This window comes from Kribbella sp. C-35 (assembly GCF_046549195.1).
In the GTDB taxonomy this organism is placed as follows: domain Bacteria; phylum Actinomycetota; class Actinomycetes; order Propionibacteriales; family Kribbellaceae; genus Kribbella.
Map to the genome: position 1 here is coordinate 1,285,330 of NZ_JAJPWG010000002.1, position 24,483 is coordinate 1,309,812.

The window sequence follows — 24,483 nt, forward strand, 5'->3', positions numbered from 1 at the left end:
GAGCTACAGCACCCAGATCTCGGGGAATCGCTCGCGGAGGCCAACAAGAAGCCGCTCCACTGTCCTATGGTTCGGGCCGCCCTTCGAGGCCAGCCGTTGCAGGTCCCTAGTGTTCTCGCGGACGCTTTCCGCCTGCGCCATGAGGTCGACAGGTGCCTCAAACGTGTCGAGGGCCTGGTCAACGATCTCGCTAACTTCCTCGACGTGTCCCTCTACCGGAAGAAGAACTGCTACGGCGCGGACGATATTCGTCAGCGTGGCGGTCGGGACCTCATCAGTGCCCTGCAGGAGACCCTGCGCGACGCCGAGGCGGAACAGCGGGGTCCACACATCTAGGTCGGCCGACGTTTGGGCCGGTTGTACGCCTTCGAGGTACACGTTGAAGGTGTGCTGGGCCGACCGCTGCCCCACGGCGATGCCGATCGAGCGCTGGTGACGCTCCTCAAGTCGAGGGAGCCCCGTGGCGCGCAGACGTTCGGCCAAATCACCCTTGTAGAAGCTCTGGTTCTCGATGATGAGGTCGCGTATAAGTTCGGTGGGCTGTCCCTTCGCAAACAACCCGAGCCGACGTACTGCCCAACGAACCCAAGTGAGTGTTCCGTCGATGGTGAGGTCGACCATCTCGTCACGGACGCGAGGCTGACGCGCTTTGCCATGTCCACCGCCGTAAGTGTTGCGGATCTCGGCCAACTGGGCAGCCATCTTGGATGCGTTCGTCGCGATGTTGGCATACGGAGTCTCGAACGTGAGTTCATGGCCCGGCTGTGTCCGGAGAACCTCATGGGCGGCGGAGATGACGGTTGTGACCGATGCGTTCGACGCGGCAGGCTTGCCTGCGATGTCCAGCGCGACCTTCGCGACCGCCTCGGCCAGGCACTTGAGGTTTCCCAAGGCCTCGGACTGATCGCCAGCGTCCAGGGAACGACTCAGCCGAGTGACTTCGATTTCAATGCTGTCCCAGTACTCGTCGGCAAGGTAGTCCGGGCGGATCACCTCAAAGCGCCCGTGGTCGCTGCCGGCCACAATCACATCCTTGCTCTGCTAGACACTCAGGTCACGAAGGAGGCCGGTCTCCCTAGTGGGGAAACCGGCCTCTGAGCTGCGGTGGAGCTTAGGGGATTCGAACCCCTGACCTCTTCCATGCCATGGAAGCGCGCTACCAACTGCGCCAAAGCCCCGCGGTGTCTTGCGACTCCGAAAGCTTAGCGGATGAGGGGCGGCAAAGAAAAATCGGTTCCCTCGTGGGGCTGGTGAGGTACACGACAGGCTGTTTGCGGTCTGCAAGCGGGTACGACGAGCGCCTGATCTGCACGGTTCTGTCCGCAGTTCACGGTACGTCGCGGTGCGGCTCGGGGCTCCCGAGCAGACAGGAAATTGTCGCAGCCGATGCCCTGCCGCCCCCCTCCACGCGGATAAGCCGCCCCTGGTCGTGGGCGCACAGTGCGTGCATCCGATCCGCCACGGGCAGTGAGCGAACGAGCAGTCCGCGCGCGCCCGAAGGCGGCCAGAAGACAGTCGCCGCGAAGCGGTGTCCGCTGCCCTTCAACCGCAGTTCGTACGCCGTGGACAGTGCGGCTGCGACGCAGGTCGCGCGTCGCCGGAGGCGCAAGAGAGCTGTCGCCGCGGAGCGGTGTCCTTTGGGCGGTGTCGCGCAGTACTTCTTAGCGTTGGGGGTCGTCGCTCATTACTGGTTCGGGGAGGGAGCCGGCGTTCCATTCTTCGATTCGCCAGCCGGCGCGGCCGGGGAGGAGGGAGACCCAGTTGCAGTTGGCGAGGCCTCCGAACGCGGGCCAGTTGGCTTGCGGGATGCCGAGGAACAGGCAGATGCCGACGCGGGCCGCGAGGCCGTGGGTGGCGATCACGATGGTGTCTTCGGAGGTTCCCTCCGCAGAGATCCGAGACAGCGCGTCGGCGAACCGATCAGCGACTTCTTCGACGGTTTCGCCGTTGGAGCCACGGCGCTGGGGTTCGCCGTTGCGCATCCGGGCTTCGGCCTCGGGGTTGAGGGCGGCGAGCTCGGCCCGGGTGAGGCCGGCCCAGTCGTCGACGTCGATCTCGCGGAGCGCCTCGTCGTACTCGATCTTCAGACCGGTCAGTACGGCGAGCTCACCCGCGGTGGACGCGGCGCGTTGCAGGTCGCTGGCGAACAGCCGGGTGGGATCGAGGGACGCGAGCCGCGCGGCCGCGGCGCGTGCCTGTGCTACGCCGACCGCGTCGAGCGGGATGTCGGCCTGGCCCTGGATCTTGTCCTGCAGGTTCCATTCCGTCCGGCCATGCCGCCAGACGATCAGTCGGCCCGCGGTCATTCCGCCGAAGCCGAACCAGGGACGGGCGACGGCAGCGGAATGACCGGGCAGTCGCGCCACAGGCGCTCCAGCGAGTAGAACGAGCGCTCCTCGTCGTGCTGGACGTGGATGACGATCTCGAGGTAGTCGAGCAGCACCCAGCGGCCCTCGCGGGCGCCCTCCCGGCGGACCGGCTTGGCGTCGAAGTCGACGCGGAGCTTCTCCTCGACGGCGTCCACGATCGCGCGGACCTGGCGGTCGTTGGAGGCGGACGCGACCAGGAAGGCGTCGGTGATGGCGAGCTGCTCCGAGACGTCGAAGGCGAGGACGTTCTCGGCCTTCTTGTCGTGGGCCGCTTCCGCGGCCGCGGTCAGCAGCTCGATGGCGCGTTCACTGGCAGGCATAAAAACGTCCTAACGGTTGGTGTAGAGCTCACGCTTGGCGATGTACTGGACGATGCCGTCCGGCACCAGGTACCAGGTCGGGTTGCCCTTGGCGACCCGGGCGCGGCACTCGGTCGACGAGATCGCCAGCGCCGGCACCTCGAGCAGGGTGATCCGATTCATCGGCAGCTGGTCCAGCGGCAGTTCGAGTTGCTCGGTACCGGGCCGCGTACAGCCGACGAACTGAGCCAGCTTGAACATCTCGTCGACGTCCCGCCAGGTCAGAATCTGGGCGAGCGCGTCGGCACCGGTGATGAAGAACAGCTCGGCGTCCGGGTACAGCCTGGACAGGTCGCGCAGGGTGTCGATCGTGTACGTCGGACCGGGCCGGTCGATGTCGACCCGGCTGACCGAGAACCGCGGGTTCGACGCGGTCGCGATGACCGTCATCAGGTACCGGTCCTCGGGCGGGGAGACCTTGCGGTCCGACTTCTGCCACGGCTGGCCGGTCGGGACGAAGATCACCTCGTCGAGGTCGAAGTACGACTGCACCTCGCTGGCCGCGACCAGGTGGCCGTGATGGATCGGGTCGAACGTGCCGCCCATCACGCCGATGCGTCGTACCCGCTCCACAAAAGCCACGTCAGCCCTTCAGCAAGCCGCTCAGCTGTGCGGCCGGCCCTTGCCCATGATGACGGTGACGAGCAGCAGCAGGACGAGGACGAAGAGCGCGAACCCGCCGTACCACCACTTCGAGATATGCGAAGCCTCGACCGCGGCCTCTTCGAGAGCCGCGACCTGCGGCACCAGGAGCGTGAACATGAGGCAGAGCCTATCTCGTGACCGCCGGAACGACAGCGACCGGTGGCCCGGACACTCGCCGTGGGACACCGGTCGCGATAGGAAGAGTCAGCTGTGGCGGGTGTTGCGGGTCAGCAGCCGGCGCCAGGCAGACGGTACGGCGTGCGCGCGGCGGGCCTGCGCTGCGGCGCGATGCATCTCGTCGATACGGGCACGGGCGACTTCGGGGGTGATCATGGTTCCTTCACAGGGTTGGTACGGCGGAGCCGGGGCGGACTGTCCCCGGTACCTCAAATTGTACGGTAAGAGTTACGCTCTCACAAACGAATTAAAGGCACAGGACATTCCAGGCCTTAGAATCTGCGGTGAACAGGAGGCGTCATGGACGCGATCGATCGGCAGCTGATCGAGGCGCTCCGGCTGAACGGCCGCTCCAGCTGGGCCGAACTCGGCCGGGTGGTCGGCTTGTCCGGCCCGAGCGTCCAGGAGCGGGTACGGCGTCTCGAGGAGCGCGGCGTACTGCTCGGCTACCGCGCGGTGGTCGCCCCGGACCAGGTCGGCCTCGGCACGAGCGCGCTGATCGGCCTGTTCCAGCGCGACGACGTCGAGACCGACGACATCGTCGAACAGGTCCGTGAGATCCCCACGGTCGAGGACTGCTGGTTCGTCGCCGGCGACCAGGAGCTCGTGGTCAAGGTTCGAGTGGCCGACGTGACGCAGCTCGAGGCTGTGGTCGGCTCGCTGCGCCGCGTGAACGGCGTGGTCAGGACCCGGACGACGGTTGTGCTGTCGACTCGCTGGGAAGGACGTCCCGCGCCTTTGCCCGAGTGAGCAGCAGTACGGCGCCCGCAGCGATCGCGAGGCCCGCGGCCACGGGGTAGAGCAGTCGCGGCGCGTGCTGGTACGCCGTACCTCCGATCGCCGGCGCGAGGAACATGCCGCTGATCGACGCGGCGGCGTACAGGCTGGAGTACCGCCCGACCATCCCCTCCGGCGCCGCATCGGCCACATGGGCCGTGGCGGTCGGCTTGTAGAGCATCTCCCCCGCCGTCATCACCACGATCGCGAGTGCGGCCCCCGCCAGCGCCGGCCAGACGCCGATGATCGCGAGGCCCAGGCCGATGCACGCGAAGCCGGCCGCGATCACGCGGGTTGCACGATGCCCCTGGAGGCGTACGGCGATCGGCGCCTCGAACAGGACGATGACGACCGAGCTCGCCCCGAGCAGTACGCCGTACGCGACGGCCGGCGTACCCGCATCGCGCAGGAGCAGCGGCATCGTCGCGAAGATCTGCCGGTAGACGGTGTCGACCACCACGATCGTCGCGAGCACCATCAGGACCGCACGATCCTTGAGGACCGACGTCCACAATCCAGTTGTCGACAATCCTGATGTACGCCGCGCGTTCGGGACCCAGCGCCAGACGATCGCGGCCATGACCAGGCTGGTGACGGCGTCGACGAAGAAGACCAGCGAGAAGTCGTACGCCGCGAGCAGGCCGCCGAGGGGCGGTCCGATGGTGAAGCCGGCGTTGGTTGCGGTGCGGGACAGCGCGATGCCCTCGCGGCGGCGTTCGGGCGGGAGCGAGGTGGCGACGAGCGCGCTGAGATTCGGCCGACCGGCGCCGCCGAACAGGCCCGCTAGCGCTGCTAGAAAAGCTAGCGACGCTCCCGGAGCGAAGGGCATGGCGGCGCACGCGATCGCCCACAACAGTTGGCTCGCGAGCGCCGCCGTACGCAGACCGAACCGGTCGCCGAACCACCCGCCGCCGAGGTTGCCGCCGACCAGGCCGACGCCGTACGCCGCCGCGGCGAAACCGGCGTGCTGCGCCGACATGCCGCGGTCCTCGACGAGGTAGAGCGTGAGGTAGACCCAGGCGAGCGCTCCGGCCCCGTTGACGAGCTGGCCGACCATCACCGCCTTGAGCCAGGTGGGCAGCTCCGCGATCCGGCGCCAGTACACGTCCGCCCCCTCCGGTACAGTGAGTTCCTGTCGGGAACTTACTCGACCGGCGACTGTGACGGCAACCGGGATTCCAAGGAGGGCGGACGTGCGGCGGAGCACCTTCTCACCCGAGCCGGACTGTGCGATCGCGCAGTCCCTCGGCGTCATCGGCGACGGCTGGGAGCTGCTGATCGTCCGCGATCTGGCGCGCGGGCTGGCGCGGTTCGACGAGCTGGCTGGGTCGTTGCACATCTCGCGGAAGGTGCTGACCGAGCGGCTGAACGGCCTGCTGGACAGCGGGATCGTCGAGCGGTCGGCGTACCAGGATCGGCCGACGCGGTACGCCTATGAGCTGACGCCGCGCGGGCGCGCACTGCTGCCCGTGCTCGTCGCGCTGCAGGACTGGGGCGATCGCTGGCTGCTCGGCGACGGGTCGCTCACCGGGACGAACACCGCGGACGAACCGCCGGCGCAACGCCTGCAGGAGTTGGTGGGTCAACGCGTGCCGTACGTCGCGTTGCCGTCAATCGCCGGTACGACGGTTGACGTGGTGGATCCGGACGCGCGGGCGACCGTGCTCTTCGGCTACCCGGCGACCGGGCTGCCGACCCGGCTACCGGATGGGTGGGACGAGATCGTCGGAGCGGCCGGGTGCACGCTGGAGAATCGGCTCTTCGCGGGCCGGTACGACGACTTCGCGTCGAAGCGGATCGCGATCCGCGGGGTGAGTACGCAGCGGACCGACGAGCAGCAGGCGTTCGCTCGGGCGGAGGAAATCCCACACCTGCTGCTGTCCGATCTCGATTTGGAACTGGTGGCGGCGCTGCGGTTGCCGACGTTCCGGGCCGGCGGGTACGAGCGGTTGAAGCGGGTCGTGCTGGTGGTGGGCGCCGACCGGGTGGTGCAGGCGGTGCGATACCCGGTGACCGACATCGCGGATGCCGTGGACTGGGCGCTCACGACTGCTTGAAGAACGCTTTCACGTCGGCGGCGATGCGCCCTACCACCTCGGGCTTGCCGGTCGGGTTGACGCCGCCGGGATCCGAGGACGAGCCGTGGTCGTAGCCGTCGTACTCGATGCGGCGGACGCGCGGTAGCACCTTCTCCAGGGTTGCCCGGCCGGGCTTGAGTCCTGGAAGGCCCTTCGTGCCGCCGAGGAGCAGAACCTCGGCGTCGACCGTGCGGAAGTTGTCGAAGGTGCCGCCCAGTTCGGCGACGATCGTGCCCTCGGCGTGGAGGGTGGGTGCCAACTGGCGCATGGTGATCGTGCCGGCGTCGGCCTGGCGCTCCTCCTTCACCATCATCTTCTCGGTCGTCCAGCGGAGCAGGCCGCGTGGCATCACCTTGAGGAACGCCGGGGCCATCTCGAAGCCGAACATGCTGGTCACCATCGCTCCGGCGACATCGCCCCGGGCGATCTCCTGGTCGAACCGTGCCAGCCACTCGCGATGCGGTGCGCCGTCGGCGACGATCGCCGGCTCGTAGAGCGCGATCTGCTTGAGGTTCGGGAGAGTGCGGGCTGCCTCCAGGACGACCGCTCCCCCGGCACTGATGCCGAACGCGCGCTCGGCTCCGGCTGCGCTGAGGACGGCGTCGAGGTCCTCGACCTCGGTGCGGACACTGTGGTCCGGCTGGTGCGGGCCCGAGAGTCCGCGGCCGCGGCGGTCCGGGAGGTAGACGGTGAACTCGTCCGCCAGCGCCTCCGCGAACAACCTATGGCTGCGGGCCGACTCCATGCTGCCGTGCAGGACGACGACGGCCGGGCCTTCGCCGGTCTTGTAGTAGCCGATCTCGGTGCCGTCGCGGGAGGTGACTGTGCCTTGGGTCAATTCTGCTGCTCTCATGGATCGATAGTTACATGCGGTCTAGTTACATTGCAACTAGTTTCTTTGTCCCCTATGGTGGAGGTGTGACTTTTCGACGCTCAACGCTGGCGCTGGCGATCCTTGGCCTGCTGGAGAACGGGCCGATGCATCCGTACGGGATCCAGCGGCAGATCAAGCAATGGGGCAAGGACCAGGTGGTCAACGTCGGGCAGCGGACCAGCCTGTACCGGATGATCGTGCGTCTGGAGGAGGCCGGGCTGATCACGGCCGGCGCGATCGAGCAGGACGAGCGGTATCCGGAGCGGACGGTCTACCACCTGACCGACGAGGGGCGGGAGGTCTGCCTGGAGTGGCTGGCGGAGATCCTGACGACGCCGCGGAACGAGTTCCCGGAGTTCCCGGCGGGGTTGTCGTTCGTGATGCTGCTACCGCCGGAGACCGCGGGTGAGTTGCTTGGTCAGCGGCGCGAGCGGTTGACCAAGCGGATCGCGGAGTTGCAGCTGGAGCTGCGGTCGGAGGTGGACGGGCAGCCGATCCCCCGGTTCGCGCTGCTCGAGACGGAGTACCAGGTCGCGGTCGCCGTTGCTGAGGCGAAGTGGATCGACTCAGTCCTCCACGACCTCCGAACAGGCACCCTCACCTGGACCCCAGGCCCGGTATGAGCACAACCCGGACCGGGGTCGGGGCGGGGGTTGAGGTTTGGTGGGTGGGGGTTGGGGAGGCTCGGGACGAGTTTGTTCGGGATCTGGATGACGTCGAGCGGGGGCGGTTAGCGGCCTATCTGCGGGACGTGGACAGGGCTCGGTTCCTGTTGGGGGTGACGTTGGTTCGGCGGGTGCTGGCGGAGAGGTTTTCGTTGCCTGCGGCAAAGGTTGTTTTGGACCGGACCTGCTCGGAATGCGGGAAGCCGCATGGGAAGGTGCGGGCTGCGGGGGTGGAGTTGTCGGTGACGCATTCGGGGGATCTGGCGGGGGTCGCGGTGGCGGATCGGCCGGTGGGGCTGGATGTGGAGAAGGTCGATCTGGGGGTGGATGTCGACGCGGTGGCTCGGGTTGCGTTGACGGACACGGAAGTGCTCGAGTTGAGCGGGTACGACGGGATGGCGAAGGCGCGGGCGTTCACGACGTACTGGACGCGGAAAGAGGCAGTCGTGAAGGCAACCGGCGCAGGACTACGCGGAGATCTGCGCGGCAGGGTGCCAGATGGTGTTCAGGTGCTGGATCTGGAGGTGGGGGCAGAGCACCGTGCTGCACTTGCGGTGATCTCAGCCGAGCGCCCCGTCGTGCAGGTGCATGACGGGGCGCGGTTACTCGGGTGAGTTACTAGGTGCGGATTTGGCCTTCGCCGGTGACGACGTACTTGGTGGAGGTCATTTCGGGGAGGCCCATGGGGCCGCGGGCGTGGAGTTTCTGGGTGGAGATGCCGATCTCGGCGCCGAAGCCGAACTCGCCGCCGTCGGTGAAGCGGGTGCTCGCGTTCACCACGACCGCCGCCGAGTCGACCGCGGTCGTGAACCGGCGCGCGGCCGCCTGCGAGCGGGTGATGATCGCGTCGGTGTGACCCGAGCTGTACCGGCGGATGTGCTGCACCGCGTCCTCGAGCGAGTCGACGACGGCAGCTGACAGATCGAGCGAGTTGTACTCCGTCCCGAAGTCCTCCTCCGTCGCCTCCACCACCGCGCCCTCGACGGCGGCCGCGTCCGTCGTCGGGTGGTTGTTGCTGATCGCAACTATCTTGGGGTCGGCGTGGACGGTGACGCCGGCTTGGGCGAGGGCGGGTAGCGCGCGGGCCAGGAACTCGTCGGCCACCGACGCATGCACCAGCAGGGATTCGGCGGCGTTGCACACGCTCGGGCGCTGGGTCTTGGAGTTGAGCAGGATCTCCAGCCCGAGGTCGAGATCCGCGTCCGCGTCGATGTACACGTGACAGTTGCCGACCCCGGTCTCGATCACCGGCACCGACGACTCACTGACCACGGTCTGGATCAGCCCGGCGCCGCCCCGCGGGATCAGTACGTCGACCAGCCCGCGCGCCTGCATCAGTTCCTTCACCGCGGCCCGATCCGTCGGCACGCCCTGTACGACGTCCGCCGGTAGCCCGGCCGACTCGGCCGCTTCCCGCAGTACGGCGATGATCGCCTCGTTGGACGCGGCCGCCGACGACGAACCGCGCAGCAGGACCGCGTTGCCGGACTTCAGGCAGATGCCCGCGGCGTCGGCCGTCACGTTCGGCCGGGCCTCGTAGATGATCCCGACGACACCGAACGGCACCCGCACCTGCCGGAGCTCGAGTCCGTTGGGCAGCGTGTACCCCCGGACGACCTCACCGATCGGATCCGCCAGCCCCGCGAGCTGCTCCAGCCCGGCCGCCATCGCGTCGACCCGCGCCGGGTTCAGCGCCAGCCGGTCGACCGTGGACTCCGGCGTACCGGCATCCCGCGCCGCCGCCACGTCCTTCGCGTTCGCCGCGACGATCGCGTCCGTGTTCGCCCGCAGCGCCGCCGCCATCGCGTGCAACGCCGCGTCCTTGGTCGCCCGGGACGCCTCCGCCAACGCGTACGACGCCACCCGCGCCCGCCGCGCCAACTCGATGATCTCGCTCACCCCTCCATCGTATGGCCCCACACTCACGGCGAAGGACCCCGATCTCGCCAGACGACCCCAAGCCCCGGACGCCCGCCACTCCGACGGACAGCCCGTCCGGCCAGGTTGGTGAGTGTTGGAGATCCGCCGCCGGAGCAGGAGCCGGCGCGTCCGGCGGGTCGGGCGGGTCCGGCGCGTGCGGCTTCCACGGCAGGCGCGGGGTCAGGATCGCCAGGCCATCACAATCGCTCGCCCAGCGCTCAGCCGAGCGTGGCGGCGGTCACCGGTCGCTCATTGTGATGGCGTGGCGATCGGCGTAGGCGGGGAAGGCGGGCGATCGCGTGGGCCAGCGGGACAACTGCCGCCAACGCCACAGCGAGCCGCCGGTCGGTCGAGGCGATCGGGGACGCCCTCGGTCTTCAGTCGCTGCCACGCCCACGCGCTGAACGGGATGACCACCAGCGGAGTCGTGATCAGGCCGGGGGGTGTAGCGGCGGAGGACAGCAGACTGGGCGAGGTGGGTGCCCGCGTGCAGGCCGAAGCCCATCAGGGAAGCCTGGAAGACCTTGCTGCGGCCATTGGTTGCTGCGCCCGCGGCCGACGCGGCGGCCATCGCCACGCCGGTCAGCCCAATCGCGGTCGCTGCCTCGCCGCGTGACATCGGCAGCACCCACGCCACCTTCTTCACAACAGGACCAGGTCGTCGCGGTGGACTACCTCGCGTTCGTACGCCGCGCCGAGCTCGCGGGCCAGGTCTCGGGTGGAGCGGCCTAGGAGGTTGGGGAGTTCGGAGGCGTCGTAGTTCACCAGGCCGCGGGCGATGACGACACCTGTGGGCGACACGAGGTCGACCGGGTCGCCGGCGGAGAAAGTGCCTTCTACTGCGGTGATTCCGGCCGGTAGGAGCGACGCACGGCGCTGCGTCACCGCGCGGACTGCTCCTTCGTCCAGCCGCAGGATGCCCTGGCCCGACGTGGCATGTGCCAGCCACAGCAGGCGCGTCTTGCGGCGCCGGCCGGTCGGGTGGAACAGCGTGCCGACGGGCTCCCCGCGGAGCGCCTCGCCGACCCGCCCGGCGGAGGTCAGGATCACCGGAATCCCTGCCTCCGTAGCGATTGCGGCTGCTTCGACCTTCGTCTGCATGCCGCCCGTCCCGACGCTCGACGTGCCCGTCTTCCCGATCGCGAGCGGCTCCAGGTCGGCGGCGCCACGGATCTCGGTGACCATCGACGTACCGGGTTTGCGCGGATCCCCGTCGTACAGGCCGTCGACGTCGGACAGCAGGAGCAGCAGGTCGGCGTGCACGAGATGACTGGTCAGCGCCGCGAGCCGGTCGTTGTCGCCGAAGCGGATCTCGGTGGTCGCGACCGTGTCGTTCTCGTTCACGATCGGTACGACGCCCAGCTCGAGCAACCGCGCGAATGTCCGGTAGGCGTTGCGATAGTGCGATCGGCGCGTCACGTCGTCGACCGTCAGCAGTACCTGCCCGACGCGCAAACCGTGCGCCGCGAAGGCATCGCTGTAGCGGGCCATCAACAATCCCTGGCCTACCGAAGCAGCGGCCTGCTGCGTCGCCAGGTCACGCGGTCGGGTCCGCAACCCCATCGGGGCGAGGCCGGCGGCGATCGCGCCGGACGAGACGAGGACGACCTCGGCGCCCTCCACCCGGCGCGCCGCGATGGCGTCGACGAGCAGCCGGAGCCGCTCGAGGTCGATCTTGCCGCGCTGGGTCAGCGACGACGAGCCGACCTTCACGACGATTCGCGTGGCGTTCACAGCCTCCGCGCGCCCGGTCCTGGGATGCACCGTCATGGATCAACCGTTCTGGTCGAGTTCCTCCTGCGCCGCCAGCTCGCGCGCCTCTTTGCGCGCCAACTTCGCCGCAGCGTCCGCTGCTCGCTTCGCCTCAGCCGGGGACAGGTCGACCTCGTCGGCGTCCCAGTTCCGGCCGTACTCCGACCAGTCCTCGGTACGCTCCCCCTCGCGGAAGGCGTGGTACTCGGTGTCCTTCGCCCGCCGCCGCTGCGCCGCGGGACGATCCTCCTCGAGCCGGTGGTCCTCACCGCGCCGGGCGAGGATCTCCGCACCGGCCTGGACGTCGGGCGCGAAGTCGAACACGATCGCGTTCGGCCCGTCCCCGATCACGACCGCGTCGCCCGGATTCGCTCCGAGCTTGAGCAGCTCGTCCTCGACCCCGAGCCGGTTCAGCCGGTCGGCGAGGTACCCGGTCGCCTCCGCGTTGGCGAAGTCGGTCTGCCGCACCCAGCGCTCGGGCTTCTGGCCCTGCACCAGCCAGCCGCCGTCGTCCGGCAGCTTCTTCACCTTGAACTCAGGCCCGCCCTGCACCTGCGGCCGGATCACGATCCGCGTGGTGTCGGGTTTCGCCTGCTCCGCACGCCGCCGTACGACAATCTCGGCCATCGCGAACTTCAAGGCCTCCAGGCCTTCGTGCGACGCGGTCGAGATCGGGAACACCCGGTACCCGCGCTCCTCCAGCTCGGCCTGCACCATCGCGGCGATCTCGCGGGCGTCCGGTACGTCGATCTTGTTCAGGGCAACGAGTCGCGGCCGGTCCTCGAGGCCACCGTGCGCCGCGAGCTCCCCCTCGATCGTGTCGAGGTCGCTCAACGGGTCCCGGCCCGGCTCGTACGTCGCGCAGTCGATGACATGCACCAGCGCCGCGCACCGCTCCACGTGCCGCAGGAAGTCGTGCCCGAGCCCGCGTCCCTCGCTCGCGCCTTCGATCAGACCGGGTACGTCGGCGACGGTGAAGGTGGTGTCACCGGCAACGACCACGCCGAGGTTCGGGATCAGGGTGGTGAACGGGTAGTCGGCGATCTTCGGCCGCGCGCGGCTGATCGCGGCGATCAGCGACGACTTGCCGGCGCTCGGAAACCCGACCAGGCCGACATCGGCGACGACCTTCAGCTCCAGGACGAGGGTGCGCTCCTCGCCCTCCTCACCGAGCAGCGCGAAGCCGGGCGCCTTCCGCGAGCTGCTCGCCAGCGCCGCGTTGCCCAGGCCGCCCTTGCCGCCTTGCGCCGCAACGAACTCCGCGCCCGGTCCGACCAGATCCGCCAGTACGTCGCCGCTCGCCGTACTGATCACGGTGCCGTCCGGGACGCTGAGGACCACGTCGCCGCCGTTGCTGCCGGCCTGGTTGTCACCCTTGCCCTGGGCACCGTTCGTCGCGGTGCGGTGGCTGGAGCGGTGGTAGTCGACGAGCGTCGTGGTATCCGGGTCGACGCGCAGGATCACGCTGCCGCCGTCGCCGCCGTTCCCGCCGTCAGGGCCGCCGAGCGGCTTGAACTTCTCCCGGTGCACCGAGGCGCAGCCGTTTCCGCCGCGGCCCGCGGTGACGTGCACCGTGACGCGGTCGACGAAACTGGGGATTGCCATCGGTGTTCTCTACTTCCTGTCTTCCCCCACCCCGAGCGGAGCGAGGGTTCTTTGTTTTTGCTCTGGTCCTTGCCTTAGACAGCAAAAGGGCGGGTGCGCGGTATTCCGCGACCCGCCCTTCTCAGAGCTTGTGAAACGTACCGGGTGGCGGTGTTACTCCGCCGGGGCCGGGACGATGTTGACGACGCGGCGACCGCGCCGGGTGCCGAACTCCACGTGGCCCTCGGCCAGCGCGAACAGCGTGTCGTCGCCGCCACGGCCGACCAGGTTGCCCGGGTGGAAGTGCGTGCCGCGCTGGCGGACGATGATCTCGCCGGCGTTGACCAGCTGACCGCCGTACCGCTTCACGCCGAGGCGCTGGGCGTTGGAGTCGCGACCGTTACGGGTCGACGCTGCTCCCTTTTTGTGTGCCATCTCAGATCAGCTCACTTCTTCTTCGCGTCGATCGCGGTGACCTTGACCTGGGTGTAGTGCTGACGGTGCCCCTGGCGCTTGCGGTAACCGGTCTTGTTCTTGTACTTGAGGATGTGGATCTTGGGGCCCTTGGTGCGGCCCAGGACCTCGGCCGACACGGCCACGTTGGCCAGCGCCGCAGCGTCGGCCGTCACGGTGTCGCCATCCACGACGAGGACCGCCGGCAGCGACACAGTGTCGCCCACCTGGTCGGTCAGGCTGTCGATCTCGATGACATCGCCGACGGCGACCTTCTGCTGGGTGCCGCCACTGCGCACGATCGCGTACACCGTGGATCTCACTCTCTGCTGGATCGGAAAACTAACGGGGGCCTGCACAGACCTGGCGGCCCACACAAACATGGCACGCGGAACCGCGCGCCGACGCTCAAGTTTACGGGTCCCCTCACAGGCGGGTCAAACTGGCTACCCCGCCCCGTGAGGGACCCACATCACATCGCGTCAGCTACCGGTGGTGACGAGTTCCGAAGGTTCGGTCGATTCACTGTCGGTAGCGGTCTTGCTCCGGCTGCGGCTGCTGCGCCGCCGCCGGGTGCTCCTCGGGGCGCCGTTCTGCGCCGCGTCCGATGCCTCCGCAGCCTCGGCCGATACCTCCGGGGCGGCCTGGTCGGCCGGTTCCGGGGTCGGGAAGCCGGTGGCCTCGGGGCTCACGTGGTCGTCGGCGCCGGCGGACACCGGGTAGCCGGTGGGTTCCGGCGTACCTTCGGCCTGCTCGTCCGCCTTCGCGGAGGCGGCGGCGATCTGGGCCAGCCTCTGGGCGGCGTCGCCGTTGTGCTGCGGCGCCTCGGGCTCGGTGGTCTGCTCGTCCTCGCCCCGGCCCTTGCCGCGGCGGCGGCGCGAGCTCTTGCGGCCGCCCTCCTCCGCCTGCGCAGGCTTCTGGTCCTGACCGTTGCCGTTGTTCTGACCGCTGCCGTTGTTCTGGCCGTTGCGGCCGTCGCGGCGACGGGACTCCTTCGGCTCGTCGTGCAGGATCAGCCCGCGGCCACCGCAGTGGTCGCAGTTCTCGCTGAACGCCTCGAGCAGGCCGGTGCCGATCCGCTTCCGGGTCATCTGGACCAGGCCGAGCGAGGTGACCTCGGCCACCTGGTGCTTGGTCCGGTCGCGGCCCAGGCACTCGACCAGCCGGCGCAGCACCAGGTCGCGGTTCGACTCGAGCACCATGTCGATGAAGTCGATGACGATGATGCCGCCGATGTCGCGGAGCCGGAGCTGCCGGACGATCTCCTCGGCCGCCTCCAGGTTGTTCTTGGTGACGGTCTCCTCGAGGTTGCCGCCGGAGCCGGTGAACTTGCCGGTGTTCACGTCGACGACCGTCATCGCCTCGGTGCGGTCGATGATCAGCGAGCCGCCGGACGGCAGCCAGACCTTGCGGTCCAGCGCCTTCTTGATCTGCTCGTCGATCCGGTAGTCCGAGAAGACGTCGCTCTGGGCCTTCTCGAGCCGGTCGACCAGGTGCGGCGCGACGCCCTCGACGTACTCGCGGACCTGGTCGTACGCACGGTCGCCGGAGACGACCAGCTTGGCGAAGTCCTCGGTGAACAGGTCGCGTACGACGCGGATCAGCAGGTCGGGCTCGCCGTACAGCAGCTGCGGGGCCTGACCGTTCTTGGACTTCTTGTCGATCTCTTCCCAGGCGGCCTGCAGGCGACTGACGTCGGAGGTCAGCTCCTCCTCCGAGGCACCCTCGGCGGCGGTCCGGACGATCACGCCGGCCTCGTCCGGGACGATGTCCTTGAGGATCGTCTTCAGCCGGTTCCGCTCGGTGTCGGGGAGCTTGCGGCTGATACCGCCGTTCCCCCCGCGCGGGACGTACACGACGTACCGACCGGGCAGGCTGATCTGGTTCGTGAGGCGGGCGCCCTTGTGGCCGATCGGGTCCTTGGTCACCTGGACCAGTACCGACTGACCGGACTTCAGCACCTGCTCGATCTTGCGCGGACCGTTGGCGCCACCAAGGGTCGCCCAGTCGACCTCACCGGCGTACAGCACCGCGTTGCGGCCCTTGCCGATGTCGATGAACGCGGCCTCCATGCTGGGCAGCACGTTCTGCACGCGGCCGAGGTACACGTTGCCGATCAGCGACGTCTGCTCCGCGGTCGTCACGTAGTGCTCGACCAGGACGTTGTCCTCGGAGACCGCGATCTGGGTGACGTCCTCGCGGGACCGGATCACCATCGTCCGCTCGACCGACTCGCGCCGGGCCAGGAACTCGGCCTCGGTGACGATCGGCGCGCGGCGGCGGCCGGCGGCGCGACCCTCGCGGCGACGCTGCTTCTTCGCCTCGAGTCGGGTCGAGCCCTCGATCGCGGTGACCTCGTTCGCAACGGTCTTGCTGCGCGGCTCACGGACCCGTACGACGGTCTCGTCCGGGTCGTCGGGCGACGCAACGCTGTCCTCGCCCTTGCGGCGGCGACGACGGCGGCGACGCCGGGACGAGCTGCCGCCGGCTTCGCCGTCCTCGTCCGTGTCGGCCTCGGCGTCGGAGTCGGCGTCAGCGGCCTGGGCGTCGGTGTCCTGCTCGGACTCGTCGTCCTCGTCGTCGGACTGCTCGTCGGCGTTGTCCTCCGCGCCGTCCGCGTCACCGGACTTGCGGCGACGGCGACCGCCACGACGACGGCGGCGACGGCGGGTGCCTTCCTCGCCGTCCTCACCCTGCCCGTCGGCGGTGCTGTCGGCGGACTCCGCGTCGGCGTCGGTGGTGTCGTCGGTGATGTCGTCGTCGGTGTCGTCGCTCTTGGCGGCGGTCTTGGCGTTGGTCCTGGTCCGGGTCCTGCGGCTGGAGCGGCCCTCGGGCTTCGCGTCGGCTTCGCCGTCGGTCTGCTCGGCGCTCACGGTCTGCGGGGCGTCATCGGTGGTCGGCTCGGCCTCGGCGTCGCGGCCACGACGGCTCCGGCGACGGCGCGTACCTGCCGGCTGCTCATCGACACCCGGCTCCGGGGCGCTCTGGGCTGCCGCATCCGCCGTGTCCGCCGCGCCGGTCGGCGCCTGGGCGGGCTGGCTGGCCTTGGTCTGGCTGGTGGTGGACTGGCCGGCCTTGGGCTGGGTGGTCTTCGCGGGCTCGCCGGCCCGCGGTACGTCGGTCGGCGCCTGGAACAGCACCGCCGCAGCAGCAGCCGGCCGACGGCGCGTACGCCGAGCACTCGGCGCCTCCGCCTGTGTCTCGGCGCTCACGGAAGCTTCAGAAGCCGTCTGAGCCACGGGAGCCGCCGTCTGAGCGTCGGGAGCCGTGGTCGGGGCGTCGGACGCCGTGGAGTCGGCCGCTGCCGCGGCGGACTTCGTCGTACGGCGCCGAGAACTACGCTTCGCAACCGGCGCCTCAGCAACCTCAGCAGCCTCAGCGGGCGCGGAGGTGTCTGTGGTTGGGACGTCGGTGGTCTTCTTGGTGGTGCGTTTGCGGGTGGTTTTCTTCGCCGGGGCGGGGTCCGCGGCGGGGGCGGCCTCGGCAGAGGTCTCGAGGGGCGCCTCGAACAGGGTGGTTTCCTGGGAGGCGGCCTTCTTGGTGGTGCGCTTGGCCGTCTTCTTGGCGGCCGGGGCCTTCTTCGCGGGGGTCGCCGCGGCCTTCTTGGCCGGGGCCTTCTTCGCGGTCGCCTTGGCGGCCGTCTTCTTGGCCGGCGCGGCCGCCTCGGCGGCGGGCTCGGCGGTCTTCGTCGCGGCGCGCTTACGCGTCGTGGTGGTCTTCTTCGCGGCCGTCTTCGCTGTCTTGCGAGTGGCGGCGGACTGGGCGGGGGCAGCCGTGCCGGCTGCTTCGGTGGTCGGCTCGTTGTCGAGCATGTAGTGCGGGTCTCCTCAAGCCTTCCGGCGCATCCGGCGACCCCTGTCACGGGTCCGGCGCGGCCACAAGGCGGTCACGGTTCGCCTCACCGGGCCCTCAGATTCTGCACGGGCCGCGGTACGGCGGAAGCCTGCTGGATCCGCTCCGCCCGCGCTCAGGGCACAGAGGGAGCGGCGGCGTCGCCCTCCGCTGTGTGCGTCTGGCGGGGATCTGCCTGGCCGGTCGCGGTCGCCTGGTTGGCGTCGCGGTCACGAGCGAGCGGATCTTCCACCGTGCCGGTGTCCGTGGTGAGCGGGCCCTGGGCGAGCCTGGTCAAAAGAGCCGGGCCCGTCACCGGGAGCGTCGCTACCTCGAGCACGCCGGCGAGAACGTCGTCGGGTCTCACGGCCGGGGTTCCGTGCCGTAACACCACTTGCAGTATCGCACACGCCGCAACCGGCCCCGGTTCACTCACGACGGTGAGTCGGAGAACAGCAGCCCGACAGTCGAACGAGCGAAGTCCCCGTTTGGTCATGCGTTCGACCAGAATTTCGTCCCGTTCGAGGAACGTCCGCACCGCCGCGGCGGCCGCCTCCGGATCCGCTCCCGGCAACGCGATCTGCCACTCACTGGCCTCCAGCCGCTCGGCCAGCGCACCCCGCCCGGCGACGACCACCTCGAGGACGTCCAGCCCCGGCGGCAGCGCCTCGTCCAGGGCGGCCCGGACCTGGTCGGCGTCCCGCTCGTGTGTGAGCGATATCTCCAGATACTCCGCCTCGGAGGCGGCCCCGGTCGGCGCGGCGCCGGCGTACGAGATCTTCGGGTGCGGGCTGAAGCCGTGCGAGAACGCCACCGGGAGCTCGGCCCGCCGTACGGCGCGCTCGAACGCCCGCTGGAAGTCGCGGTGTGAGGTGAATCGCAGCCGCCCGCGCTTGGCGAACCTCACCCGCAGCTTCTGGACCGCGGGGAGCTGCTGCGACGGCGGAGCTTGAACTGGTGGCACGCGGACAGTCTCTCAGAACCCGATCACTCCGACGGGGCGTACCGCGCCTCCGGCTCGAACGCCGGCTCGGCCTCGGGATCGAGCTCGACGTGAACGACGCCGCGGAGGTCGTCGAAGACGACGACCCGGCTGCCGTCCGCGGGCACTCGGTCGGGCGAGGTCCGCATCCGCGCCCGAATCTCGTGCGAGCCGGCGAGCGAGTCGTACGTGATCGTGACGTCGAGTTCGGGGTTGTTCCCGAGCCAGATCACGACGCGGCCGAGCTTCACCTGACCGGCATACCGGTGCCCGTCCCGTCGCAGGCGTTCGATGGTCACCTGACGCTGCCGCGCGTGCAGCAGTGCCGACGGCAGCCGAACCGCCACGGTGACGAACCAGAGGCCCGTCGCCACCGCCACGACAGCCGAGATGGCGATGGATTCGGTGCCGATCACGCCGTTGACGGTTCGCCGAACGACGCCGGACGGATCGGGCGCGACGGCGGTGGCGGCCGAGATGAAGGCCCCGAGGGACATCCCGGCCAGGAGCGGGGCGGAGCGGAGCAGAGTTGCCGCACGCCGTTGCCCGAGCCGTTGGCGCGCGTTATTGGTCAGGTCGGACGTGACGGCGAGGAGCAGGTAGCCCACGACGACAGCTGCCGCAATGAACCAGCCGGCCGAGATGTGGCTGGGGATGTCGACGGCACAGGTGCTGGCCGGTGCTGACGTCGTACCGCACAGCGCCGACGTACCCAGCAGGCTCACGGCACCCCACCCCAGGAAGCACAGCAGAACCGAGACCAGCAAGCGTGTCGTCACGTGACCAGGTCGCTGGCCTGGGGCGAGTCCGGTGATGCGGGACATCTTGTCGGTGGTCGAGAAGACCGGCCGATGGTCCCACCAGTCCGTCGAGACCTCCACCGGTGCCTCCCCAGGTCGCGATTCGCGACGAACCGTACCTGGAAATAACTGCGAATAAGGTCACGGCTGGGCTGCGGACTTCCCGGTCAGGTAGAGGGCCCAGCCGAGGAGGCCGAAGGAGACCAGCGCGAGCAGGGTCCGGACCAGGTTGAAGGCCACCCACTTGGACTCGTTGAACGCCGCGCGGGCCGCCGCGACGTCGATCGTCGCCGGGTCGCCGGCCGCTTTCAGTGCGTCGTTCAGCGGTACGTTCACCGCCATCGTCAGGATCATCGTGACCAGGTACAGCACGAACGCGACCGCGATCCACGGCAGCGCCTTCTCCTTGAGGCTGAGCAGGCCGGCGAGCAGCGTGAAGACCAGTGCACCAAGGAATCCGAGGCCGAGGAAAAGCGGGTTCACAATCGCCCGGTCGACTGCCGTGAACGCCCCGACGAAGGTCTTGTCGTCGGTCTTCGCGAGGCCGGGCATGAACGCGTTCGCGTAGATCCCGTACACACCGGCCACCAGACCTGTCGTCATCATGGCCGCCATCAACGAAGCCACCCGCAGTCCGTTCATTTCACTCCTCCAGTACGGCGGGAACTCCCCGCACCGAGAAAGTTAGAAGATCCCGGTCGTCGGGAACATGTCGGCGAAACTCACCTGCATGTCCGCCCGGCTCAGAGCTTCGCGCACTGCCCCGAGCGCGGGCCGGAGACCCGGTTCGGCGCCTGCAGGTTGGTCGGCGCCGGGGTGTTGTCCGAGCAGCTGAGCGGACCGTTGACGGTGTTCCCGGCGAGCGTGACCGGGTCGGTCGTGCGGCTGCTCGTGACGGACAGCGGTCCCTGGACGGTGCTGCCGACCGCGACCAGGCTGCGGGTGACGCCACTCGCGCTGACCAGTCCGGCGATCGTGGAGCGCAGTAGGTGCAGGTCGGCCGCCCGATCGGCACGGACAGGGCCGTTGACGCGCGAGTCGGTGACGACAAGGGATGCGCCGGCGGCGACCAGGACGGCGCCGTTGACGGTCGCGTTGGTCAAGCACGTGACGCCTTTGCTGAGGTACAGCGGGCGGTCGTGCGTTCCGGCGAGTGTCGTTGTACAGGCCGGTGCCGGTCGCAGGAGCGTGACGGCGAACCGGCGCGGGTCGCCGATGTTGCCGGTGGCATCGATGGCGCGGTACTCGACCTGATGACGCCCATATCCAGGCGGTACGTCGTCCCACGGCACAACCCGCGGTACGCCGAGCTTTCCGTACACGAGCTGGTCGATCGCGGTCCCCTCGGCGGTGAACCGGAACGGCGCAGACGCATCGGTCGGCCAGCCGTAGTAGTTGTACCAACCGTCCCCGTCGACGCGGAACTCCGGTACGACGTACCCCTTGCTGTCGTCCGTCGCAGCCAGACCCATCGTGAACGCGTCGTTGTAGATGTACTCCGGCCCGGTCGGTTTCTGCACTGTCAGCAGCGGTTTCGACATCGCCGGCGTCACGACCGGCTGTACGCCGTCGACGTCCCAGGTGAGCGTTTCGGAGCCGGTCTGCGCGGTCAGGGTGTGCCGCCCGGTCAGCTTCAGCGGTGCGAGATCGAAGTCGCGGTCGTTGCCAGGATTGTCGACAATCCGACCGTCGACTTTCCAACTGATCACACCGGCGGATTGCGCGGTTTCGGCGTACACGACCTCGTCGGCGCTGACCGGGTGCTCGATCGAGGTGGATCCGGTGAAGACGGGCGTGGTCGGCTGCGGCGCGGTGGCCGCCGGGTCGATTGTCCACAATCGGATTGCCGTCGGGCGGACGGCGGGATCGCGGATGAACTCGGTCGGGTCGACGATCGTCGCGGACAGCGTGTGCGGCCCGGGCGCGAGATCGAGCGTGGACAGGTCGACAGAACGGGCGTTCGCGGTCGGCAGCGCCGTACCGTCGACGGACCAGGTGACGTCGAGCTCATGGTCGACCGGGTGCAGGGTCTGCAACCAAACGACCTGGTCAGCCGCGACTGAGCCGACCGGAGTGCTGTCCTGGAAGAGGTTCGCCTTGGCGGAGAGTCGTTGGGTCATCCGCTCCCGCGACGGCTGGTCGAAGTAGTACCCGAGGGACTTCATCATCGAGTGCGCACTGGGCCGCCAGACGCCCGAACCGGCGTACATGCCGCCCTCGTACCGGCCGATCGTGCCGCCGGACTCGGACTTCTCCCCCAGCCAGCGCCACCACTTCTTGTGCTGCTCCAGCATTTGCTGCTCGGTCAGCAACGTGTGGTGGATCGACGACGGCTCAGGACCGACGTAGGGCGCACCGCGCTCGCCGCGGGCGTAGTAGTCGTACTCGTCCTGCAGCCCACCGAGGGAGTGCCCGAGCTCGTGCGGCGTGATCAGGGCGGAGAGCGCGTTGCCGCCGGACGCCGTGGCGTACGTTCCGCCCGCACCGCCGTACGTGTCGCTGTTGCCGATAGCAAGGATCTGCCGGTTGGCGCTCGTGGTCCCCGGGACGAGGTCGGCGTACTGCGTCGCGGCCGCCTGGCTGACCGTCAGCAGGCGCTGCACGCTGGCCGGATTGCAGCCGCCCCAGAAGCCCATCTGCAGCGGGGTGTCCCGCTTCGGGTCGGTCAGACCGGGATCGCAGTCGACGCCGGACTCGGGCGACGCGATCTCGACGGCGTACACGTTGACGTAGTTCCGGTACGACTTGAACGGCTCGATGCTCCAGAGGATGTTCAGGTGCTTGTCGAGCTGCTCGCGGAACTTCGGCAGCTCGGCCGCCGTGTAGCCGTCGCCCATCACCACCAGGTTGAACCGCGACGCCGCCGGGCCGGTGACCTGGATCGGTACGACGGTCGCGTCCGGAGCGGCTGCTCTCGCGGGTAGCGTCACCAGAACCCCGGCTAGCAGTGCTAGGACTGCGGTCAGGAGCTTCGTACGCATGGTTCTCTCCCCCACCTGGGCGACGGTGCCGTCAGCAGCTTACGAAGGTCCGGCGCGGAGTGTGAGGAGTTCCCGCGTGGCGACGTACGGGCCAACCGGGCGATCGTGCGGCATCATGAGAGGGTGTCTGAGGACCCTGCGCCGTAGCGAGCAGGTGCTCGGTGCGGTGGCTCGGCGTGCGGGGGCGAAGGTTTCGATGCGGAGCATCGTGGCCTTTGCACCCGTGCGGCGAGGTGCCGTGCCGAGTGCCGCGCAGTAGGCGCAGGGTCCTCAGACACCCTCAAAGGGGTCGGGGAACGCGTGAGGCTGCGTGACCTCTTGCGTGACCTCTACGGAAGGGACACCGATGACGGAACCGGCACAGTCGCCGCGGCGGGAGCCGGACCCTGCGGTCGTGGATGCCGGCGACGGCGACGGCAAGGGCATCTACTGGGTGCTGAAGAACGTGGTCGTCGGGCCGCCGGTCCGGCGGATCTTCCGGCCGAACGTGGTCGGCGCCGAGAACATCCCGGACACCGGCGCGGCGATCATCGCGAGCAACCACCTCTCGTACTCCGACTGGATCTTCATGCCGCTGGTGCTACGGCGGCGGGTCACGTTCGTGGCGAAGTCCGACTACTTCACCGGGGCCGGGATCAAGGGCCGGTTCCAGCGCGGGTTCTTCAAGGGCACCGGCCAGGTGCCGATCGATCGGTCCGGCGGGTCGGCGTCCGAGGGCGCCATGCGGGCCGGGATGAAAGTGCTGCAGCGCGGCGAGCTGTTCGGGATCTACCCGGAGGGCACCCGCTCGCACGACGGGCGGCTGTACAAGGGCCGGACCGGGGTCGCGCGGCTGGCACTCGAGGCCAAGGTGCCGGTGATCCCGTGTGGCGTGATCGGCACCGACGTGGTCGCCCCGCCCGGGAAGATCGTCGCGTCGTTCGCCTCGCCGACGGTCAAGTTCGGCGAGCCGCTGGACTTCTCGCGGTACGAGGGCATGGAGAGCGACCGGCTGATCCTGCGGGCCGTCACCGACGAGATCATGTACAAGATCATGGAGCTGTCCGGGCAGGAGTACATCGACATGTACGCCACCAAGGCCAAGGCCCTCGAGGGCCGCGCGGTCACCGGAGCGCCGGAGAAGGTCCGTAAGTCGGACACCTGATCCGGGTGCTGAGACGTCCGGGGTCTAGGCTGGTAGATCGTGGACGGACCGATCGCTTATCAGGGTGAGCCAGGCGCCAACTCGGCGATGGCGTGCACCGACATGTTCCCGGAGCGCGAGCAGTTGCCCTGCACGACGTTCGAGGACGCGCTCGAGGCGGTCAGCAGCGGACGGGCCGGACTCGCGATGATCCCGGTGGACAACTCGATCGCCGGCCGGGTCGCGGACATCCACCACCTGCTGCCGGAGTCCGGGCTGCACATCGTCGGTGAGTACTTCCTGCCGATCCACTTCCAGTTGCTGGGGGTTCCCGGTACGTCGCTCGACCAGATCCGCACGGTCCGCAGCCATGTGCACGCGCTCGGGCAGTGCCGGAAGATCATCCGCGAGCACGGGTGGTCGACGGTCGTTGCCGACGACACCGCCGGTGCTGCGCGGGAGGTGTCGGAGCTCGGTGATCCGACCGTCGCGTCCCTGTCTCCGCGGGCCGCAGCCGGGCTGTACGGGCTCGAGACGCTGGCCTCGGACGTCGAGGACGAGCATCACAACACGACCCGCTTCCTGGTCCTGTCCCGCGAGCCCGAGGTCCCGCCGGTCGGGTCCGGGCCGGTCATCACCTCGTTCGTGTACCGCGTCCGGAACGTGTCCGCCGCCCTGTACAAGGCACTCGGCGGCTTCGCGACCAACAGCGTCAACATGACCAAGCTGGAGTCGTACCAGCTCGGCGGCATGTTTTTCGCCACCCAGTTCTACGCCGACATCGAAGGCCACCCCGAAGACCCGAACGTAGCCCTGGCCCTCGAAGAACTCGCCTTCTTCTCGGTAGAGGTCCGCATCCTAGGCGTCTACCCCGCCAACGAGTTCCGCACCCAAATAGCCGAACCCGCCGCCAACCGAGCCCTCCGCCCCCACCACTAAGTTCCCGCGGAACCCGGCACACTCCCAGGCCACTGGTAACAGGCTATTGCGCGTCCCCACTCCCCATCAGTTGTTCCCAGTCCGGTTCTAATTCGCGGGCGTTCGTGGATGGGTCGCACTAGGGTCCGGGGATGGAGATTGTGTGGGTGGATGGGCGGGATGTTGAGGTTTTTC

The 24,483-nt window shown here is 68.9% G+C and carries 25 protein-coding genes and 1 tRNA gene; 6 read left to right on the forward strand and 20 right to left on the reverse strand.

Annotated features, from left to right (window positions below):
- Positions 1-3 precede the first annotated feature (3 nt).
- The 7 genes from ACLJOO_RS18630 to ACLJOO_RS18660 all read right to left on the reverse strand — a co-directional run bounded on the left by ACLJOO_RS18630 (position 4) and on the right by ACLJOO_RS18660 (position 3,706).
- Complete coding sequence (locus ACLJOO_RS18630; RefSeq protein ID WP_410788432.1) at positions 4-1,023, reverse strand: abortive infection family protein; 1,020 nt, start codon at positions 1,021-1,023, stop codon at positions 4-6.
- Between the two features lie 82 nt (positions 1,024-1,105).
- A tRNA-Ala gene (locus tag ACLJOO_RS18635) sits at positions 1,106-1,178 on the reverse strand.
- 483 nt (positions 1,179-1,661) lie between these two features.
- Positions 1,662-2,306: a histidine phosphatase family protein gene (locus tag ACLJOO_RS18640; RefSeq protein ID WP_410788433.1), complete on the reverse strand. Its 645-nt coding sequence runs from the start codon at positions 2,304-2,306 to the stop codon at positions 1,662-1,664.
- A complete protein-coding gene (gene rsfS, locus ACLJOO_RS18645) occupies positions 2,303-2,689 on the reverse strand; it encodes a ribosome silencing factor (RefSeq protein ID WP_410788434.1) in 387 nt (128 codons plus the stop codon). Before rsfS ends, ACLJOO_RS18640 begins: the two co-directional genes overlap by 4 nt.
- 9 nt (positions 2,690-2,698) lie before the next feature.
- Entirely contained in the window at positions 2,699-3,310 is a 612-nt protein-coding gene (nadD, locus tag ACLJOO_RS18650; protein ID WP_410788435.1) for a nicotinate-nucleotide adenylyltransferase, read from the reverse strand.
- Between the two features lie 21 nt (positions 3,311-3,331).
- Complete coding sequence (locus ACLJOO_RS18655) at positions 3,332-3,490, reverse strand: hypothetical protein (RefSeq protein WP_165546626.1); 159 nt, start codon at positions 3,488-3,490, stop codon at positions 3,332-3,334.
- A gap of 87 nt (positions 3,491-3,577) precedes the next feature.
- The gene (locus ACLJOO_RS18660) at positions 3,578-3,706 is read right to left on the reverse strand and encodes a hypothetical protein (RefSeq protein WP_410788436.1); all 129 of its coding nucleotides are present in this window, start codon (positions 3,704-3,706) and stop codon (positions 3,578-3,580) included.
- Between the two features lie 144 nt (positions 3,707-3,850).
- On the opposite strand from ACLJOO_RS18660, the gene ACLJOO_RS18665 reads away from it, so the two are divergent.
- Positions 3,851-4,300, forward strand: coding sequence for an Lrp/AsnC family transcriptional regulator (locus ACLJOO_RS18665; protein WP_410788437.1), 450 nt, complete (start codon positions 3,851-3,853; stop codon positions 4,298-4,300).
- Here ACLJOO_RS18665 and ACLJOO_RS18670 read toward each other — a convergent pair.
- Entirely contained in the window at positions 4,233-5,432 is a 1,200-nt protein-coding gene (locus tag ACLJOO_RS18670) for an MFS transporter (RefSeq protein ID WP_410788438.1), read from the reverse strand. The two genes, ACLJOO_RS18665 and ACLJOO_RS18670, sit on opposite strands and share 68 nt — an antisense overlap.
- Positions 5,433-5,520: 88 nt before the next feature.
- On the opposite strand from ACLJOO_RS18670, the gene ACLJOO_RS18675 reads away from it, so the two are divergent.
- Positions 5,521-6,384, forward strand: coding sequence for a winged helix-turn-helix transcriptional regulator (locus ACLJOO_RS18675; protein ID WP_410788439.1), 864 nt, complete (start codon positions 5,521-5,523; stop codon positions 6,382-6,384).
- Here ACLJOO_RS18675 and ACLJOO_RS18680 read toward each other — a convergent pair.
- A complete protein-coding gene (locus ACLJOO_RS18680; protein ID WP_410788440.1) occupies positions 6,371-7,258 on the reverse strand; it encodes an alpha/beta fold hydrolase in 888 nt (295 codons plus the stop codon). The two genes, ACLJOO_RS18675 and ACLJOO_RS18680, sit on opposite strands and share 14 nt — an antisense overlap.
- A 65-nt stretch (positions 7,259-7,323) precedes the next feature.
- On the opposite strand from ACLJOO_RS18680, the gene ACLJOO_RS18685 reads away from it, so the two are divergent.
- Together ACLJOO_RS18685 and ACLJOO_RS18690 are read left to right on the forward strand one after the other, a co-directional pair.
- A complete protein-coding gene (locus ACLJOO_RS18685) occupies positions 7,324-7,902 on the forward strand; it encodes a PadR family transcriptional regulator (RefSeq protein ID WP_410788441.1) in 579 nt (192 codons plus the stop codon).
- Positions 7,899-8,558 (forward strand): 4'-phosphopantetheinyl transferase family protein, encoded by a 660-nt coding sequence (locus tag ACLJOO_RS18690; protein ID WP_410788442.1) that lies wholly within the window; start codon positions 7,899-7,901, stop codon positions 8,556-8,558. Before ACLJOO_RS18685 ends, ACLJOO_RS18690 begins: the two co-directional genes overlap by 4 nt.
- A 4-nt stretch (positions 8,559-8,562) precedes the next feature.
- Here ACLJOO_RS18690 and ACLJOO_RS18695 read toward each other — a convergent pair whose 3' ends face one another.
- From ACLJOO_RS18695 to ACLJOO_RS18745, 11 genes are all read right to left on the reverse strand, one after another.
- Positions 8,563-9,843, reverse strand: coding sequence for a glutamate-5-semialdehyde dehydrogenase (locus ACLJOO_RS18695; protein ID WP_410788443.1), 1,281 nt, complete (start codon positions 9,841-9,843; stop codon positions 8,563-8,565).
- A 259-nt stretch (positions 9,844-10,102) separates the two neighbouring features.
- A complete protein-coding gene (locus tag ACLJOO_RS18700; RefSeq protein ID WP_410788444.1) occupies positions 10,103-10,510 on the reverse strand; it encodes an HXXEE domain-containing protein in 408 nt (135 codons plus the stop codon).
- On the reverse strand, positions 10,507-11,634 hold the full coding sequence (proB, locus tag ACLJOO_RS18705; RefSeq protein ID WP_410788445.1) for a glutamate 5-kinase: 1,128 nt from the start codon (positions 11,632-11,634) through the stop codon (positions 10,507-10,509). Before proB ends, ACLJOO_RS18700 begins: the two co-directional genes overlap by 4 nt.
- A gap of 3 nt (positions 11,635-11,637) precedes the next feature.
- On the reverse strand, positions 11,638-13,221 hold the full coding sequence (gene obgE / locus ACLJOO_RS18710; protein WP_410788446.1) for a GTPase ObgE: 1,584 nt from the start codon (positions 13,219-13,221) through the stop codon (positions 11,638-11,640).
- Positions 13,222-13,374: 153 nt separating this feature from the next.
- Positions 13,375-13,635: a 50S ribosomal protein L27 gene (gene rpmA / locus ACLJOO_RS18715; protein ID WP_130381076.1), complete on the reverse strand. Its 261-nt coding sequence runs from the start codon at positions 13,633-13,635 to the stop codon at positions 13,375-13,377.
- An 11-nt stretch (positions 13,636-13,646) separates the two neighbouring features.
- A complete protein-coding gene (rplU, locus tag ACLJOO_RS18720; RefSeq protein ID WP_133780972.1) occupies positions 13,647-13,964 on the reverse strand; it encodes a 50S ribosomal protein L21 in 318 nt (105 codons plus the stop codon).
- Positions 13,965-14,135: 171 nt separating this feature from the next.
- Positions 14,136-17,465 carry an Rne/Rng family ribonuclease gene (locus tag ACLJOO_RS18725; protein WP_410788447.1) on the reverse strand — a complete coding sequence of 1,110 codons (3,330 nt, stop codon included), beginning with the start codon at positions 17,463-17,465 and terminating at the stop codon, positions 14,136-14,138.
- 155 nt (positions 17,466-17,620) lie between these two features.
- Entirely contained in the window at positions 17,621-18,448 is an 828-nt protein-coding gene (locus tag ACLJOO_RS18730; protein WP_410788448.1) for a TIGR03936 family radical SAM-associated protein, read from the reverse strand.
- A 23-nt stretch (positions 18,449-18,471) separates the two neighbouring features.
- Entirely contained in the window at positions 18,472-19,347 is an 876-nt protein-coding gene (locus ACLJOO_RS18735) for a hypothetical protein (protein ID WP_410788449.1), read from the reverse strand.
- 60 nt (positions 19,348-19,407) lie between these two features.
- The gene (locus ACLJOO_RS18740) at positions 19,408-19,908 is read right to left on the reverse strand and encodes a DUF1772 domain-containing protein (protein ID WP_410788450.1); all 501 of its coding nucleotides are present in this window, start codon (positions 19,906-19,908) and stop codon (positions 19,408-19,410) included.
- Positions 19,909-20,009: 101 nt separating this feature from the next.
- Positions 20,010-22,247: a M64 family metallopeptidase gene (locus ACLJOO_RS18745; protein WP_410788451.1), complete on the reverse strand. Its 2,238-nt coding sequence runs from the start codon at positions 22,245-22,247 to the stop codon at positions 20,010-20,012.
- 346 nt (positions 22,248-22,593) lie between these two features.
- On the opposite strand from ACLJOO_RS18745, the gene ACLJOO_RS18750 reads away from it, so the two are divergent.
- Complete coding sequence (locus tag ACLJOO_RS18750) at positions 22,594-23,391, forward strand: lysophospholipid acyltransferase family protein (protein WP_410788452.1); 798 nt, start codon at positions 22,594-22,596, stop codon at positions 23,389-23,391.
- A 39-nt stretch (positions 23,392-23,430) separates the two neighbouring features.
- Positions 23,431-24,309, forward strand: coding sequence for a prephenate dehydratase (locus ACLJOO_RS18755; protein ID WP_410788453.1), 879 nt, complete (start codon positions 23,431-23,433; stop codon positions 24,307-24,309).
- The last annotated feature ends 174 nt before the right edge of the window (positions 24,310-24,483 follow it).